Here is a 15,452-nt window from a genome sequence, read left to right as displayed (position 1 = left end):
GTGGATGTAGAGCTGGCAAAGGAAAAGATTGACTGGGAGCAGTTTAAACAAATACGCCGGGAAGTATTGATGTCGTGGCCCACCGGGCAGGAAGTGGATTTGGATGAGGCGGTGGAGTATCATAAACAGCTGGCTGCCAACCGCCGTTTTCCGGAACTGCTGCGAGCCGCGAAAGCGGAGGGCAGAACCCTGGCTCAACCCCGCGCCGGTGCAGCTTTGCTTCACGAGCACATTGAGCTGCTGCAGTATTTGGAAAGGGAAGGGGAGGCAGACTGCCTGCCTACCACCATAGACAGTTATACCCGGCAGAACCGGTACAATGAAGCCCAAAAAGGCATAGATGAAAGCCGTATAGAAGGCCGCTCCATGCTCAACGGTTTTCCGGCGGTAAACCACGGCCTGCCGGCCTGCCGGGAAGTGGTTGAAGCGGTGGATGTACCGGTTCAGGTGCGGCACGGCACTCCCGATGCCAGGCTGCTGGCGGAAATAACACTGGCCGGGGGTTTTACCAGTTTTGAAGGGGGCGGAATTTCATGTAATATTCCCTATGCCAAGAATGTGCCGCTGGAACGATCGCTGGCCAATTGGCAGTATGTGGATCGTTTAATTGGGTACTATCAAGAACAGGGTATTACCATTAACCGGGAATCCTTTGGGCCCCTTACCGGAACCCTGGTTCCTCCCTGCATATCTCACAGTGTGGGCATTATTGAAGCCCTTTTGGCAGCGGAGCAGGGGGTTAAAAGCATTACCCTCGGTTATGGCCAGTGCGGCAATTTTATACAAGACGCGGCCGCCGTTATCACCTTAGAAGAACTGGCCCGGGAATACCTGGATAAATTCGGTTATCAAGATATAGAATTATCCACTGTTTTCCACCAGTGGATGGGGGGATTTCCCCAGGATGAGAGTAAAGCCTATGGAGTAATTGGCTGGGGAGCTGTTACCGCTGCTCTGGCAAAAGCTACTAAGGTGATTGTAAAAACCCCCCATGAAGCAATGGGTGTACCTACAAAAGAGGCCAATGCATTGGGAATTAAAGCTACCAAGCAGATACTGAACATGTTAAAGGATCAGAGCCTGCCCGAAAGTGAGGAGTTAAAACAGGAGAAAGATATAATTGTGCAGGAGGTACGGGCTATTGTTGACAGAGTAATTGAATTTGGTGAAAGTAACGTGGCGCTGGGTACGGTGCGGGCTTTTCAAGCCGGTATTTTAGATGTACCCTTTGCCCCCAGCAAAGTTAATTACGGTAAACTGCTGCCCGCCAGGGACAACAACGGGGCAGTGAGACTGCTGGACTTTGGCAATTTACCTTTTACGAAGGAAATAATAGATTTTCACCGGGGAAAAATAGCCCAACGGGGCAGAGAAGAAAACAGGCAGCCCAGTTTCCAAATGGTGATAGACGATATTTATGCCATTGGTAAGGGAATGCTGGTGGGGCGGCCGCGGTAAATTTAAGTTGAAAATAATCAATGTACCGGCCTCCCCGGGGGCATAAATAATACTATTGAGGCCGTTTTATATGCTGAAGAAAATGGTGTTGGCGCTTACCAGGGCGGCACCATTAGTTAATGAAAACCCCCGGCAGCTGCCGGGCTCATTTTAGGATAGATAGGTGTGGTAAGATGCAGAAAGTTGGTATTACCACCACCGTTCCGGTGGAAATTATTTATGCCGCCGGAATGGTACCGGTGGATTTAAACAACATTTTTATTACCGCTGAAAATCCCCAGGCCCTGGTGGAAGAGGCCGAAATGGCCGGCTACCCCCGCAACCTGTGCGCCTGGATAAAAGGGATATATGCCACCGTGCAAAAAAGAGATGATATAAACACTTTAATTGCCGTTACCCAGGGCGACTGCAGCAATACCCATGCCCTGATGGAAACGCTGGAATTATCCGGGGTTAAGGTGATCCCCTTTGCCTACCCCTACGACCGTGATTATGACCTGTTAAAACTGCAAATAGAAAAATTGATGGACGCCTTTGGAGTTAACTGGCGGCAGGTAAATGAAGCCAAAGAGCGGTTGGATGCGGTGCGCCAAAAAGTATGGAAGCTGGATGAGCTTACCTGGCAGCAGGACCGCATCACCGGGTGGGACAACCACCTTTATCAGGTGTCCTGCAGCGATTTTAACGGTGACCCCGAAGGGTTTGCCGGAGAGGTGGATGCATACCTGGCTCAGGTGCCGGAAAAACCAAAACTGAACGCCGAACTGCGTTTGGGTTATATAGGTGTGCCGCCAATAGTGGATGACCTGTATGACTACCTGGAAGAGCGTGGTGCCCGGGTGGTGTATAACGAGACCCAGCGCCAGTTTACCATGCCTTTTGCCACCGATGACATAGTGGAACAATACCGCTTATACTCCTATCCTTACGGCATTTTTTACCGTCTGAAAGACATTGAAGAGCAGACAAAACTGCGTCAGCTGGACGGGATCATACACTATGCCCAGAGCTTTTGTTACCGGCAAATTGAAGATTTAATTATCCGTCAAAAACTGAAGGTGCCGGTATTAACGCTGGAAGGAGATAAACCCAACAAGCTGGATGCCCGTACCAAGATGAGAGTGGATTCTTTTATAGAAATGCTGAGGTGACAACAATGTATGCTGGCATAGACCTGGGCAGCCGTAACGTTAAAGTGGCTTTATTAGATGATAATCGAGAATTTAGTTTACATAAGTTTGATACCGTATCCTTTTACCGGGAGCACGGCCGTTTAGAGGACGGTCAACTGGTGGTAAACCTTTCCGGGCTGGGGTTGGGAAATGTAAATTTAAAGGCGGTGGTGAGCACCGGCTACGGAAGACAAACCATAAATTTAAAGGGAGCCCGGAACATTCCGGAAATTAAGGCCCATGTAACCGGGGCGGTGCATCTCACCGGTTTAGATAACTTTACCCTGCTGGATTTAGGCGGCCAGGACAGCAAGGTGGCCAAGGTGGTAAAGGGACGGATGATAGATTTTGAAACCAATGACCGCTGTGCCGCCAGCACCGGCCGCTATTTGGAAAACATGGCTGCTGTGCTGGACATAGATATGGAAGAATTAAGCCGTTATTACGAAAACCCCGTTGATCTTACTTCCACCTGTGCCATTTTTGGTGAAACGGAATTAATTGGCAAGGTGGTGGAGGGTCACCCGGTGTCTAACCTGGCTGCCGGCGTCAATTACACCATTTTTAAAAGAATAAAGCCCATGTTAATTAAGTTGAGCAGCCCCACGGTGGTATTCACCGGTGGGGTGGCCGGAAACAGCGCGTTAAGACGAATTATTGAACGGGAACTTGACGTGGAAGTGGTGGTACCGAAGCACCCGCAGTATGCCGGGGCCATAGGCTGTGCTGTTACTGCATGGAAAAATAATGAAAAGTGAAGAATAAAAGATGTACTGGTTTGCCGGTGCTAAAACCGGTTCCTTTTTTAGAAAGAAGGTGAATATGGAAAATGCAATTAACGGTATTGGGAAGATACGCTCCCTACCCTGCTCCCGGAGGTGCCTGCTCCGGCTATCTGATACAAAACGGTGAAACAAGCATCATGCTGGAAGCGGGAAACGGCAGCTTTAGCAGGCTGTGTAAACATATAGATTTCCGTTACTTAGCGGCAGTGGTAATTACCCACCTGCATCCAGACCACTATATGGACATATTTTGTTTGCGGCATGCCATTGCCGGGGCCATCCGGGAAAAAAAGCGCCCCGGGCCGCTGGCACTGTTTATGCCCGGCAGCCCGGCGGAGGAGTACCAGCGCTTGGCTCAATATACCGATACATTTATAATCAATAAAATTGAAGATATGCCCACAGTGAATTTAACCGCCGGTGTCCAGGTGCACCGGTGCCGGGTGGGAATGCTGCAGTTGGAATTTGCTCTCAATCGCCATCCGGTACCTGCTTATGCCGTGGGCATCGATTGCGGCCGGGGGCGCATGGTGTTCTCCGGAGATACTTCCCGAACAAAGGAACTGGAGGAGCTGGCCAGGGGGGCGGATTTATTTCTCTGTGAGGCCAGTGGGTTAGATAAAGATGTGGAATTTGTACGCGGCAGCCATCTCACCGCCCGGCAGGCCGGGCAGCTGGCCAAAGATGCCGGGGTGCGTAAGCTGCTTATTACTCACCTTTACCCGGAGTACAATATTAATGAACTGAGTATTCAGGCCGGTGAAGGTTATGGAAAAACGGTTGCCGTGGCTAAAGAAGATGCTAAATACGATATAAAAAATGCTTAAAGTAAGTGTTCGAAGAGGAGCACGAGAGACACGAGAAGTTCAAGGCGGCGAAGGTTTTGAGGAGCTGAGCGTATAGGGGAGGGGTAAATGTGGTTTCCCTGGTACATGAGTACTTGATGCACGCCGTGTACTTTGCCCCCAGGGGTCGCCGCAGGCTGATGGCGTTGGGGTCCAGTATTTCACAGAGATATTTAAGTCCCCTGGACAAATTAATTGGCTTCATCGGCGATGCCGGTGCGGGTAAATCGCTTTTAATCAGGGGGATGTTTCCCGGGTTGGAGTTAACAAACGACGATGACGGTATCAATGTGCGGCCCCTGCCGCTTTTGGAAGACGCCCGCCGGGGTTTTTTCCGCAGCCGTACATATCATGTGGATATGCGTTTTGAAACTGCCTTTACCCAACCCTACGAAATAGCAGAAGCAGTTATGCAGGCCATTAACAGTGAACACCGGGTGGTGGTGGAACACTTTGACCTGCTGTACCCTTACCTAAAGTATAATTCCAGTATACTGCTGGGTATAGGGGAAGAAGTAATTGTTACCCGTCCCAATATCTTCGGCCCGGAACCCCAGGAAATAGTGGATATTGTTTTTGAATCACTTATATACCGCAAAATGGCACACAGTGCGGAAGATATTACCGGGTTCGTACTGCGGGAGATGGGTCTTGAAGAAGCGGTGGAGCATGACGATTTAAAACACGGTTTTGTGCTGGAATTTAACGAAAAGCCAAACATTGATCTGGAAGAAGTGGAAAAACAGGTTAAAGAGATCATCCAAAAGAAAAGGAGTATTCATTATTACGATGATCACCATATAAGGGTGGGGGATAATATAATTAAATGTACCGGTCCGCGGCTGCATGTTAAAAACACCGGTGAAGTGGAAAACTTCAGGCTGGTAAAAGAGTTTAAATGGGACCCGATTAATAAGCTGTATACAATAGCCGGGCTGGTGGGACCGGTAAGAGAAGAGGAAACTCCCGACCATCCCAACCAGTTTCACCTTATTACTGGGGAGAAAAAACGAGCAACAAAAACCAATTTCTAAGGAGGACTAATATCGGTGCAAAGAGTTGACGGCAGAGATGCGGCGCAAATTCGCCCGGTAAGAATCACCAGAAACTATATTAAACACCCGGAAGGTTCGGTGCTGATAGAGATGGGAGATACAAAGGTAATCTGTAATGCCACAGTGGAAGATAAAGTACCGCCTTTTTTGAAAGGAACGGAAAAAGGTTGGCTTACCGCTGAGTATGCCATGCTGCCCAGGGCTACTAATACCCGTAACGTTCGCGAGGCAGCTAAAGGCAGACTAAGTGGAAGAACGATGGAAATTCAGCGCTTGATCGGCCGGGCACTGCGTTCGGTGGTGGATTTGGAAGCGCTGGGCGAAAGAACAATTACCCTGGATTGTGATGTAATACAGGCCGATGGCGGTACGCGCACTGCCTCCATTACCGGGGCCTTCGTGGCACTAATAGATGCTTTGAATCACTTGGTTCAAAAAGGTGACATCAGCTATATTCCGGTTAAAGACTTTGTGGCGGCCATAAGTGTAGGCCGGGTCAACGGGGAAGTGATACTGGACCTTTGTTATGAAGAGGATTCCGCTGCAGAGGTGGATATGAACATTGTAATGACTGGCAGCGGCGAATTTGTAGAAGTGCAGGGAACCGGCGAAGAATATTCCTTTTCCCGCCGGGAGATGGAAAAAATGCTGGATTATGCCGAAGGCGGAATTAAAGAATTGATAGCCATACAAAAACAAGTCCTTGGTGAAGCGGCACGTGAAGTGGGAAAGGTGAGTGTATAAAAGTGTTGGAACTGGTACTGGCCAGCGGCAATAAAGGAAAACTGCAGGAACTGCGGGCCTTACTTGCACCCTATAATATTACGGTGTATTCTCTGGCTGATTACCCGGATATGCCGGAAACGGTGGAAGACGGCAGCACCTTTTTAGAAAACGCTGTTAAAAAGGCCAGGGAAGCGGCGGCCTATACAGGCCTGCCGGCTTTGGCCGATGACTCCGGTCTGGAAGTAGATTATTTAAACGGGCAGCCCGGGGTGTATTCGGCCAGGTTTGCCGGACCTCAAAAAGATGATGCGGCCAACAACAGCAAACTGCTGCGGTTGATGCAAAATGTACCCTGGGAACAGCGCACCGCCGGGTTCCGCTGCGTGATGGCCATTTGCACCCCGCAGGGTGAGGTGTATACCAGCGAAGGTACGTGCCGGGGATATATACTGCAGCAGGCCAGGGGGCAGGGCGGTTTTGGCTATGACCCATTGTTTTATGTACCGGAATATGATAAAACATTTGCTGAACTGGATATGAGTGAAAAGAATAAGATCAGCCACCGGGGTAAAGCCTTGAGAGGAGCGGTGGAAATCCTGGCTAAAATGGCCCAAGAAAAATAAGGAAGAGTGATAAGGTGCGTATTGGTGTATTAAGTGATACTCACGGCAATATGGAAGCGGCCAGGCTGGCAGTTACCAGCATGGGAAAGATTGATTTGCTGCTGCATGCTGGGGATCATTACAGAGACGCTCATCAACTGGCCAAAAGTAAAGAACTGCTGGTGTGTGCCGTGGTGGGAAACTGTGATTGGGACGTGCAGGAACCGGCTGACCTGTTGATAGACGCGGCGGGAAAAAGAATATGGCTGACCCATGGGCATAAATATAGGGTTAAAACATCACATGATGCATTGGTGAAAAAAGCGCTGCAGCACAAAATTGACGTGGTGGTTTACGGCCATACCCACGTGCCGGTGATTGAAGAGCGGCAGGGGATATTAATTTTTAACCCCGGCAGTACAACCCAGCCCAGGGGGCAGCGGGGCCCCACCTACGGGGTAATTGAAATAGATAATCAAGAGATTATTTCCCAGATATTTGATTTGTAAAAAAAATAAACCCTTGTAAAACTATAAATACTGTGTTATTATAATACTGCTGCTTTGGGGGGAATAAAAATTCCCCCTTGACGAAAAAAAAACTTTAAGTTATAATAAATATTGCGCTAAGTTAATAAAACTTTTTCCTGCGGGTGTAGCTCAATGGTAGAGCACCGGCCTTCCAAGCCGGGTACGTGGGTTCGATTCCCATCACCCGCTCCATTTTATTTTTAAGGCTATCATCTTGGTAAAAGGTGATAGCCTTTTTTAGATGTTAATTGTTAAAATTAATGTAGGCCTGGGGGGGTGTGGGCGGATTTAACATAAAGGAGTGAGATGCATGGATGAATATAATCAAAAAATATTCAATGAGGTAGTTAAGTTAAAACCGGTTCTTTGGCAGAACCCGAAAAAAGAAAGCAGTGATAAAGTTCTTGCTGCCTTGGATATCAAATTTGCAGACATTAAAGAGGCGGAAGAAAGGCTGAAACGGTTTGCACCGCTAATAAAAAAACTGTTTCCTGAAACCGGTGACGGCATTATTGAATCTCCCCTGGTGGAAATACCGGCTATGAAAAGGGAGCTGGAAAAGACCGCTGGCAGAAAAATAAAGGGTCAGCTGTATTTAAAATGTGACAGTCACCTGAAAATAGCCGGCTCTATTAAGGCCAGGGGCGGTATTTATGAAGTGTTAAAACAGGCCGAAAAACTGGCGTTAGAAAATGGTTTATTATCAGTGCATGATGATTACGCTAAATTGGCCGGTGAGAAGTTTAAAAAATTCTTTTCCCAGTATAAAATTGTGGTGGGTTCTACGGGTAATTTGGGTTTAAGCATTGGCACAATGGCGACGGCCCTGGGCTTTAAGGTAACTGTACATATGTCCCGGGATGCCAAGGAATGGAAAAAGAAGCTGCTGCGAAGCAGGGGAGCAGAGGTGGTAGAACACAGTGAGGATTACGGTAAAGCCGTTGAAGAGGGCAGAAAGCAATGTCAAGAGGACCCAAGGGCTTACTTTATAGATGATGAAAACTCCCGGGATCTTTTTTTAGGCTACAGTGTTGCAGCTTTAAGACTTGCAGAGCGGTTAAAAGAAAAGGGGATAGTTGTGGATGGGGATAACCCGCTGTATGTTTATCTTCCCTGTGGGGTAGGTGGGGCGCCGGGCGGAATAACCTTCGGTCTTAAACATGTTTTTAGAGATTATGTTCACTGTTACTTTGTAGAGCCCACTCATTCGCCAAGCATGCTGCTGGGTTTGTTAACCGGAAAATATAACCGTATCCATGTCAATGACTGCGGGATTGACAATGTTACAGAGGCCGATGGCCTTGCTGTGGGTTCACCATCAGCCCTTGTTTCCGCCATGGCGGATAAGCTGGTTGACGGTATATATACCATTGAAGACAGTAAATTGTTTAGGCTGTTGGCTGTGCTAAAGGATACCGAGAACATTAAAGTGGAACCTTCCGCTGCTGCCGGCCTTTTGGGGCCGGTGATAGTTGACAGCGGTGAAAATGCGGCTCATATATGTTGGGCTACCGGCGGGCTGCTGCTTCCGGATGAGATATACCGGGATATGTATGCCAAGGGAAAACCTTAAAAGAAAGGGGTTTTCCCCTGGCCCGGGCACGATGCTACCGGTATATTTTAAAAAAGTGATTAGTAGGGCCTACACCCCTGCCCACGGGGAAGGCGTTTTCTATGGCACCGGTGATATATTTCTTGGCTTCGGCAACGGCATTTTCTAAATCTAACCCTTTAGCCAGGTTGGCAGCAATGGCGGAGGAATAGGTACACCCGGTGCCGTGGGTGTTTTTATTTGACAGCCGGCGGGCAGTGAAAGAGCTGAACTTTTTGCCGTCATAAAGCAGGTCCACAGCATCCCCCGGCAGGTGGCCTCCCTTAACCAAGATATTAGAAGCTCCCATTGACTTGATAACCTGGGCTGCTTTTTTCATGTCATCCATTGATTTAACCGTAAAGTTAGCAATAACACCGGCCTCATGCAGGTTGGGGGTAATAACTTTGGCTAAAGGAAATAAAAAGTCAATCAGTGCCTGTCTTGCACTGGGCTGCAGCAGGTGATCCCCGCTTTTGGCCACCATTACCGGGTCCAGCACCACCGGGATGTGGGGGTATTCCTTTAAAACCCGGGCCACTGATTTTATAATCTCAGTACTGGATAACATGCCGATTTTAATGGCGTCAATTTTGATATCTTCCAAAACTGATTTCATCTGCAAAGCGACAAACGATGGCTCTATTTCTGCCACACCTTGAACGCCCGTTGTGTTTTGAGCTGTTACCGCGGTAATTATTGAAGTGCCGTAAACCCCATGGGCAGCAAATGTCTTTAAGTCTGCCTGGATGCCGGCACCGCCCCCGGAGTCGGAACCGGCGATTGTCAGTGCTGCTTTCATAAATTAAACGCCTCCCTTGTAAAGGTAAATAAAAAATTCCCTGCCGTTTTTAAAGCTAAACAGGGAATTATCAAACCACGCTGTTTAGCTTCCCTACGCAGGTGTTAACCTGATCAGGTTCAAAGGGTCGGGAATAATCCCTCTCAGCTTTTTAAGCTCCCCCAGCTAAAACGATACTTTTTCAGTTATATGATTAATTTATATTCGATGACATGGGGTGGTTTCCTTCTGCACTTTACAATATATAGTTATAAGAGGTATACTTATAAAAAATGAATAGTAATGCTGGGGGTGCCCTTGGGGGCTGAGAGGGACTGTGTCCTAACCCTTTGAACCTGTTTGGGTAATGCCAACGTAGGGAAGCATTGTTTTCTGGTGATGATTGTTAATTATGCTTACCTTTGTTGGGTAGGCATTTCTTTTTTAGGAGGTGTGGCGGTGACAGTAAAAGTAAACGGTAAAGAAGAGGTTTTGGAAAAGGAAATTTCCCTTTTACAGTTTCTGCAGTCCAAAAATATAGACCTCGATGTGGTGGTGGTGGAATATAATTATGACATTGTACAGCGGGATAAATGGGGGGAAATTACCTTAAAAGAAGGGGACAACTTGGAAGTGCTGCAATTCGTAGGGGGAGGTTAAAATTATGACGGATAAACTAATTATTGGCGGTAAAGAAATTACCAATCGCTTTTTTACCGGTACGGGGAAACATGCCAACAATGCCATTATTCCTCAACTGGTTAATGAATCGGGGATAGAAGTTATAACGGTGGCGCTGCGCCGGGTGGATTTAACTTCTCCCCAGGAAAATATTTTAAATTACATACCAAAGAGATGTATTTTACTGCCCAACACATCCGGGGCCAGAAATGCCGAAGAGGCGGTGCGCATTGCCAAACTGGCCCGGGCTTGTGGTTGCGGTAATTGGGTAAAAATTGAAGTTATTTCCGATAACAAGTATTTACTGCCGGATAACTATGAAACGGCAAAAGCCACCGAAATGCTGGTGAAAGAAGGCTTTGTGGTGCTGCCTTATGTCAGCCCGGATTTAATGGTGGCTAAGGACCTGGAAAATGCCGGTGCCGCTGCGGTAATGCCCCTGGGAGCGCCCATCGGTACCAACCGCGGTTTGCAAACCAGGGAATTGATTCGGATATTAATTGATGAGATTAACTTGCCCATTATTGTAGATGCAGGCATCGGCCGGCCGTCGGAAGCGGCTGAAGCAATGGAGATGGGGGCGGCGGCAGTGCTGGCCAATACTGCGGTGGCCACCGCCAGGGACCCTGTGACCATGGCCAAAGCCTTCAGCATGGCTGTGGAGGCAGGGCGCAAAGCCTACCTGGCCGGCCTGGGCCCGGTTAAGGTGGAGGCGGAAGCAAGCTCACCCCTCACCGGTTTTCTAGATTAAAGGGGGGATATAAAATCAGTTTTTACCAAGTTTACAGCCGGATAAAAAATTTTAACTTTGAAAATTACTGGCACAGCGTTACTGACAATGACATATTAAGAATACTGGCCAAAGACAGGATAAATGATATGGATTTTCTGGCTCTCCTGTCTCCAAAAGCGGCAGCCTACCTGGAGCCCATGGCTCAAAAGGCTCACCGCCTGACTGTACAGCATTTTGGGCACACAATACTGCTTTACACCCCGATGTATTTATCAAACTACTGCACCAACCGCTGTGTTTACTGTAGTTTTAGTGCTGATCACCGGGTGGTGCGAAAAAAATTAACACTGGAACAGGTGGAGAAAGAGGCCCAAAGCATTGCGGCAACAGGACTGAAACATATTTTGATTTTAACAGGGGAGTCACCGGAATACAGCCCCGTATCTTACATTGCAAATTGTGTACAGGTATTAAAAGAATATTTTCATTCCATATCCATAGAAATATACCCGTTGAGCACCGAAGACTATGCCCGGTTAATTGGTGCCGGGGTGGACGGCCTCACTATATACCAGGAGGTATATGACGAAGAAACCTATCGCCAGCTGCACCCCCGGGGGCCCAAGAGGAACTACCGTTTTCGCCTGGATGCGCCGGAGCGGGGCTGCCAGGCGAAAATGCGCGGGGTAAACATAGGTGCGTTGCTGGGATTGGAAGACTGGCGCAAAGAAGCCTTTTTCACCGGCATGCATGCCAATTACCTGCAAAACAAGTATTTAGATACAGAAATCAGTGTATCCATCCCCAGGATAAGGCCAAATGCCGGTGGCTTTACCCCCCGTTTTGATGTTACAGACCGCCATTTGGTACAAATAATCCTGGCCCTGCGCTTATTTATGCCCCGGGTGGGCATAACCATTTCCACCAGGGAAAGGGCCGAACTGCGCAATCACCTGGTAAAATTGGGCATAACCAAGATGTCTGCCGGTGTGAGCACCGAAGTGGGCGGCCATTACAACAGAGAAGAAAGTTCCGGCACCGGCCAGTTTGAAATTTCTGATCAACGTGGGGTGGATGAAATAAGAGCGATGCTGCTGGAAATGGGCTACCAGCCGGTATTTAAGGACTGGCAGTCCCTGGACGGGGAGAATTGATGGTGAGCAGTTTTAAAGAGGCTTTAAATAAATACCTGGGGCCGGAAAACTTAAAAAAAATTCAAAGCGTTAAAGTGGGTATTGCCGGGGCGGGGGGGTTGGGCTCCAACTGTGCCCAGCACCTTGTACGTTCCGGTTTTAGCAATTTTGTACTGGCTGATTTTGACGTGGTGGATTATTCTAATCTAAACCGCCAGTTTTATTTTTCAAACCAGGTGGGGCAGTTAAAAGTGCTGGCCTTAGAGGCCAATTTAAAGCAGATCAATCCCGGTATTGATGTGATTGCTGTAGCAGAAAAGCTGGATCAAAGCAGCATTAAACAGGTTTTTGCAGACTGTCATGTGGTGGTGGAAGCCTTTGATGATGCCAGCTGCAAGCGAATGCTAGTGGAAGCATTCATATATACGGATAAGCTGCTGGTTGCTGCCTCCGGTATAGCGGGTTGGGGAAAAAGTGACGATATTAAGGTACGGCGGGTAAAAGATAATTTTTATATTGTGGGTGACATGGTTTCTGCAGTAAGGGAGGACTGCCCCCCTATGTCACCCAGGGTAAATATTGTGGCGGCAAAACAAGCGGATGTGGTTTTAAGCTGGGTGCTGAAATAAAGGATGCCCGCCGGCATGGCATATGGTTATCATTAAGGATGAAATTAGTGGCTGACAAGGAGGTGTAACTTTGTTAAACACAGACATTTACGCCATTACTGCTGAAGAATACTCCCTGGGTCGTTCCAATATCGAAGTGGTGCGGCAGTTAATAGAGGCCGGGGTAAAAATAATTCAATACCGGGAAAAGGAGAAAAAAAAGTTATACAAATTTCGGGAATGCCGGGAGATAAGAGAAATGACCAAGGCCGCGGGAGTTACATTTATAGTAAATGACGATATAGACCTGGCACTGGCAGTGGGAGCGGACGGGGTGCATGTTGGCCAGGAAGACTTGCCGGTGGAGCAAGTGCGCCGGTTGGTTGGTAAAGAAATGATAATCGGCTTATCCACCCACTCGCCGGAGCAGGCCCGGGAAGCAGTAAAGTGTGGAGCGGATTACATTGGAGTGGGCCCGATATTTGCCACCAGCACTAAAAAAGATGTGTGTGCCCCGGTAGGACTGGAATACCTGGAATATGTGGTCCAAAACATAAACCTTCCCTTTGTGGCCATTGGTGGAATTAAAGAACACAACATATTAGAAGTTTATAATAAGGGGGCCACCTGTATGGCCATGGTTACCGAAATAGTTGGGGCAGAGGATATCCCGGCAAAGATTAAATCCATTAGAGAAAAATTGGCGGGATACCCCCGTAAAGAGAACGTGCCTTATTAATATTTAAAAGCCAAGGTTAACCATTGACCTTGGCTTTTAAATTAATCTATATGATGGTCTTGGCTGCTGTGTTTCAATTTGTTTAACCATTCTTCCTTGTATAGAATTACATTGGGCTGTTCTTTATCTTCACCTTCACGCACATCAATAACTCCCTGGGATTCCAAACGGCTTAAAGCCTGGTTAATTTCAAACTCAGAATACCCCAATTCTTTTCCCATATCCTTTGCCGGGTATATTAGCATACCATCTGGTGTAGATTTATCGGCGACAAATATTAAAACGTTGCGCGAGATTTCATCTAGTTTTGCCAGCACAGCTGCTGATTTTAACACCTTTTACACCTCCGATGGGTATGAGTAAAGGGCGCATTTCTGAATCCATATTTTAGCGGCTTTGACTTTATTATTACCTTAATTTACTGCCCAAACACCTTTTATGGATTGGTAAAATATAAATTAAAATAAAATAATTATGCGGCATTCATTAATGAAAAAATTCCCGCAAATTTTTGGCAGAGACTATTTGTAATATGTAGTTGACATAAAGATATTTTTTTGCTAATATTTTATATGCGTTGGTGATCAATTGAATACTTGTCCCGGTAGCTCAGTTGGATAGAGCAACGGACTTCTAATCCGTAGGTCGAGGGTTCGAATCCTTCCCGGGACGCCACGAATATCAAGGGTTCCAGTAAGACTGCTGGAACCCTTTTGTTATGAAATGCCACTAAATTGCCACTATAGGCTTTTACCAAACAAACTATTGTCTATTTGTTTTGCAGCTTTTTCCTGGAGACTTGGCGCGCTGGCCCCCTAATTTTGGACACGTACGGTTTATCCCCCTATGGGCTTCCTTGGAGCTGGTGTATTCTTTGAGATAACTTCTTCGTACTTAATGCTGCACCAGAGGCGCTCTGTAAAGATGTTATCAATGGCCCTGCCTTTCCCGTCCATGCTGATGCGGATACCGGCTTTTTTTAGAAGCTTTAATATATTGCGGGCTGGTAAGCTGGCTTCCCTGGTCGCTGTTCATAATCTCCGGCTTGGTTCAGGCCAGGGCAAATGCCGGCAATTCCCATTTCGCGCATGTGGCGTTAAACTGCTTTACGGTCGATAATAAAACCTTCCCGGCAAAGCAAGCTGGACAGTGATGCACCTTAAACGTAAAAAGGATATTGTGTATATGTTTCATTAATGCGGTGCTTGATGGTGATTTCTTATAGTGGCGGTTTTACCGGTTTGTAATAAAGGCTCGAACGGTTAAATTCCAGCAGCTCTGCCTGGGTTTTGATGGGGATGTCAGGGTTGTCCCACTCGACCAGGGCCGCGCGCTCAGCCCTGGTCAGACCAGAGACCAGATTTTTTCAGCCAGGAAAGTTGTATTGTCAGTCGCCCAACTTCAGCATATTCCTTCATGGCTTCAATTCTCTTTTCTTGATCTGAAAACAGCTGGGACAGCCTTTCAACGGTTTCTTTCTTCCAGCGTCTTAGCTGTGTAGTGTAAATTCCATATTCTGAAGATGTTTCGGAAATTGATTTTTCCTCTTTAAGAATTTCCAGTACAATTTTGCTTTTGAATTGGTGAGTGGTGCTTACGAACAGATATTTCTATCTTAAAACCCCCTGATTTCGTGTCTAAAATCTTGGATCCATTAAGAAAGCGGTGTTTGTCTTCAGTCTGAATTAGTATATTAGTTATTAATCTCGACAATTTTAAAACCAATTACCTTAAAATCAAATTCTTTTCCTATAACAAGATTTTCGTACATTTCTGTTTTATCAACATCAATATAATAAATATAATCGAATCCATTATCAGTCATAGTAATACGATATTTATTAAGTTCTTCATCCCAATTCTTACTTTTTACAATACCTTTTAAGTATCTACCTGACTTTTCTTCTTCTTTTGACTGCCTGCATACGTTAATGGCAAGTATAGTAATAAATAATATTCCCAGGCTTAAATATACAAACGTCTTAATTTCTAAATAATCCATAATTCCTCCTC

The 15,452-nt window shown here is 46.9% G+C and carries 19 protein-coding genes, 2 tRNA genes, 1 pseudogene and 2 riboswitches; of the genes and pseudogenes, 17 read left to right on the top strand and 5 right to left on the bottom strand.

The window, feature by feature from the left end:
• The 11 genes from JOC37_RS09100 (at position 1) to JOC37_RS09050 (ending at position 8,746) form a co-directional block, all read left to right on the top strand.
• Positions 1 to 1,458 (top strand): methylaspartate mutase subunit E, encoded by a 1,458-nt coding sequence (locus JOC37_RS09100; protein ID WP_204618199.1) that lies wholly within the window; start codon positions 1 to 3, stop codon positions 1,456 to 1,458.
• Between the two features lie 42 nt (positions 1,459 to 1,500).
• Positions 1,501 to 1,578 carry a hypothetical protein gene (locus JOC37_RS13300; RefSeq protein WP_204618230.1) on the top strand — a complete coding sequence of 26 codons (78 nt, stop codon included), beginning with the start codon at positions 1,501 to 1,503 and terminating at the stop codon, positions 1,576 to 1,578.
• Positions 1,579 to 1,631: 53 nt separating this feature from the next.
• Positions 1,632 to 2,609 carry a 2-hydroxyacyl-CoA dehydratase family protein gene (locus tag JOC37_RS09090; protein WP_204618198.1) on the top strand — a complete coding sequence of 326 codons (978 nt, stop codon included), beginning with the start codon at positions 1,632 to 1,634 and terminating at the stop codon, positions 2,607 to 2,609.
• A 5-nt stretch (positions 2,610 to 2,614) separates the two neighbouring features.
• Positions 2,615 to 3,388: an acyl-CoA dehydratase activase gene (locus tag JOC37_RS09085; RefSeq protein ID WP_204618196.1), complete on the top strand. Its 774-nt coding sequence runs from the start codon at positions 2,615 to 2,617 to the stop codon at positions 3,386 to 3,388.
• 71 nt (positions 3,389 to 3,459) lie between these two features.
• On the top strand, positions 3,460 to 4,242 hold the full coding sequence (locus tag JOC37_RS09080; protein WP_204618194.1) for an MBL fold metallo-hydrolase: 783 nt from the start codon (positions 3,460 to 3,462) through the stop codon (positions 4,240 to 4,242).
• Between the two features lie 116 nt (positions 4,243 to 4,358).
• Positions 4,359 to 5,294, top strand: a complete 936-nt coding sequence (locus JOC37_RS09075; RefSeq protein ID WP_204618228.1) for an alanine--tRNA ligase — start codon at positions 4,359 to 4,361, stop codon at positions 5,292 to 5,294.
• Positions 5,295 to 5,309: 15 nt separating this feature from the next.
• Complete coding sequence (gene rph, locus JOC37_RS09070) at positions 5,310 to 6,059, top strand: ribonuclease PH (RefSeq protein ID WP_204618192.1); 750 nt, start codon at positions 5,310 to 5,312, stop codon at positions 6,057 to 6,059.
• Positions 6,060 to 6,064: 5 nt separating this feature from the next.
• Positions 6,065 to 6,664, top strand: coding sequence for an XTP/dITP diphosphatase (locus JOC37_RS09065; RefSeq protein ID WP_204618226.1), 600 nt, complete (start codon positions 6,065 to 6,067; stop codon positions 6,662 to 6,664).
• A 14-nt stretch (positions 6,665 to 6,678) separates the two neighbouring features.
• Positions 6,679 to 7,152: a YfcE family phosphodiesterase gene (locus JOC37_RS09060; RefSeq protein WP_204618190.1), complete on the top strand. Its 474-nt coding sequence runs from the start codon at positions 6,679 to 6,681 to the stop codon at positions 7,150 to 7,152.
• Positions 7,153 to 7,291: 139 nt separating this feature from the next.
• A tRNA-Gly gene (locus JOC37_RS09055) sits at positions 7,292 to 7,365 on the top strand.
• Positions 7,366 to 7,483: 118 nt separating this feature from the next.
• A complete protein-coding gene (locus JOC37_RS09050) occupies positions 7,484 to 8,746 on the top strand; it encodes a D-serine ammonia-lyase (RefSeq protein WP_204618188.1) in 1,263 nt (420 codons plus the stop codon).
• 34 nt (positions 8,747 to 8,780) lie between these two features.
• Here the strand turns inward: JOC37_RS09050 and thiD are convergent, their stop codons facing one another.
• Positions 8,781 to 9,566: a bifunctional hydroxymethylpyrimidine kinase/phosphomethylpyrimidine kinase gene (gene thiD / locus JOC37_RS09045; RefSeq protein ID WP_204618187.1), complete on the bottom strand. Its 786-nt coding sequence runs from the start codon at positions 9,564 to 9,566 to the stop codon at positions 8,781 to 8,783.
• Between the two features lie 73 nt (positions 9,567 to 9,639).
• Positions 9,640 to 9,739: riboswitch (TPP riboswitch) on the bottom strand.
• Between the two features lie 104 nt (positions 9,740 to 9,843).
• A riboswitch (TPP riboswitch) is annotated at positions 9,844 to 9,944 on the top strand.
• A 60-nt stretch (positions 9,945 to 10,004) separates the two neighbouring features.
• On the opposite strand from thiD, the gene thiS reads away from it, so the two are divergent.
• The 5 genes from thiS to thiE all read left to right on the top strand — a co-directional run bounded on the left by thiS (position 10,005) and on the right by thiE (position 13,439).
• Complete coding sequence (gene thiS, locus JOC37_RS13480; RefSeq protein WP_204618185.1) at positions 10,005 to 10,205, top strand: sulfur carrier protein ThiS; 201 nt, start codon at positions 10,005 to 10,007, stop codon at positions 10,203 to 10,205.
• Positions 10,206 to 10,209: 4 nt separating this feature from the next.
• On the top strand, positions 10,210 to 10,977 hold the full coding sequence (locus JOC37_RS09035; RefSeq protein ID WP_204618183.1) for a thiazole synthase: 768 nt from the start codon (positions 10,210 to 10,212) through the stop codon (positions 10,975 to 10,977).
• Positions 10,978 to 10,991: 14 nt separating this feature from the next.
• A complete protein-coding gene (gene thiH / locus JOC37_RS09030) occupies positions 10,992 to 12,113 on the top strand; it encodes a 2-iminoacetate synthase ThiH (protein WP_204618224.1) in 1,122 nt (373 codons plus the stop codon).
• The gene (gene thiF, locus JOC37_RS09025; protein ID WP_207754966.1) at positions 12,113 to 12,721 is read left to right on the top strand and encodes a sulfur carrier protein ThiS adenylyltransferase ThiF; all 609 of its coding nucleotides are present in this window, start codon (positions 12,113 to 12,115) and stop codon (positions 12,719 to 12,721) included. The genes thiH and thiF overlap by 1 nt, the downstream gene beginning before the upstream one ends.
• A 70-nt stretch (positions 12,722 to 12,791) precedes the next feature.
• Positions 12,792 to 13,439, top strand: coding sequence for a thiamine phosphate synthase (gene thiE, locus JOC37_RS09020; RefSeq protein WP_204618179.1), 648 nt, complete (start codon positions 12,792 to 12,794; stop codon positions 13,437 to 13,439).
• 41 nt (positions 13,440 to 13,480) lie between these two features.
• On the opposite strand, the gene JOC37_RS09015 is transcribed toward thiE, so the two are convergent.
• Positions 13,481 to 13,774, bottom strand: coding sequence for a MarR family transcriptional regulator (locus JOC37_RS09015; RefSeq protein WP_204618177.1), 294 nt, complete (start codon positions 13,772 to 13,774; stop codon positions 13,481 to 13,483).
• 263 nt (positions 13,775 to 14,037) lie between these two features.
• Here JOC37_RS09015 and JOC37_RS09010 point away from each other — a divergent pair.
• A tRNA-Arg gene (locus JOC37_RS09010) sits at positions 14,038 to 14,114 on the top strand.
• 156 nt (positions 14,115 to 14,270) lie between these two features.
• On the opposite strand, the pseudogene JOC37_RS13290 reads toward JOC37_RS09010, so the two are convergent.
• The 3 genes and pseudogenes from JOC37_RS13290 to JOC37_RS09000 form a co-directional block, all read right to left on the bottom strand.
• Positions 14,271 to 14,486 (bottom strand): annotated as a pseudogene (locus JOC37_RS13290) (IS3 family transposase); the annotation flags it as partial.
• 287 nt (positions 14,487 to 14,773) lie between these two features.
• Positions 14,774 to 15,043 (bottom strand): transposase, encoded by a 270-nt coding sequence (locus tag JOC37_RS13710; protein WP_204618222.1) that lies wholly within the window; start codon positions 15,041 to 15,043, stop codon positions 14,774 to 14,776.
• 89 nt (positions 15,044 to 15,132) lie between these two features.
• Entirely contained in the window at positions 15,133 to 15,441 is a 309-nt protein-coding gene (locus tag JOC37_RS09000; protein WP_204618175.1) for a hypothetical protein, read from the bottom strand.
• Positions 15,442 to 15,452 lie beyond the last annotated feature (11 nt).

The organism is Desulforadius tongensis, assembly GCF_016907915.1.
Taxonomy (GTDB): Bacteria; Bacillota; Desulfotomaculia; order Desulfotomaculales; family Desulfohalotomaculaceae; genus Desulforadius; species Desulforadius tongensis.
Note: the sequence above shows the minus strand (reverse complement) of the source record. Positions and strands in the feature narration are given on the sequence as shown.

What these genes read in the sequence shown, in the direction of transcription:
- JOC37_RS09090 (WP_204618198.1), top strand. Translation starts at nt 1,632, where the DNA reads ATGCAGAAAGTTGGTATTACCACCACCGTTCCGGTGGAAATTATTTAT.
- JOC37_RS09085 (WP_204618196.1), top strand. Translation starts at nt 2,615, where the DNA reads ATGTATGCTGGCATAGACCTGGGCAGCCGTAACGTTAAAGTGGCTTTA.
- JOC37_RS09080 (WP_204618194.1), top strand. Translation starts at nt 3,460, where the DNA reads ATGCAATTAACGGTATTGGGAAGATACGCTCCCTACCCTGCTCCCGGA.
- JOC37_RS09075 (WP_204618228.1), top strand. Translation starts at nt 4,359, where the DNA reads ATGCACGCCGTGTACTTTGCCCCCAGGGGTCGCCGCAGGCTGATGGCG.
- JOC37_RS09050 (WP_204618188.1), top strand. Translation starts at nt 7,484, where the DNA reads ATGGATGAATATAATCAAAAAATATTCAATGAGGTAGTTAAGTTAAAA.
- thiD (WP_204618187.1), bottom strand. Translation starts at nt 9,566, where the DNA reads ATGAAAGCAGCACTGACAATCGCCGGTTCCGACTCCGGGGGCGGTGCC.
- JOC37_RS09035 (WP_204618183.1), top strand. Translation starts at nt 10,210, where the DNA reads ATGACGGATAAACTAATTATTGGCGGTAAAGAAATTACCAATCGCTTT.
- thiF (WP_207754966.1), top strand. Translation starts at nt 12,113, where the DNA reads ATGGTGAGCAGTTTTAAAGAGGCTTTAAATAAATACCTGGGGCCGGAA.
- JOC37_RS09000 (WP_204618175.1), bottom strand. Translation starts at nt 15,441, where the DNA reads ATGGATTATTTAGAAATTAAGACGTTTGTATATTTAAGCCTGGGAATA.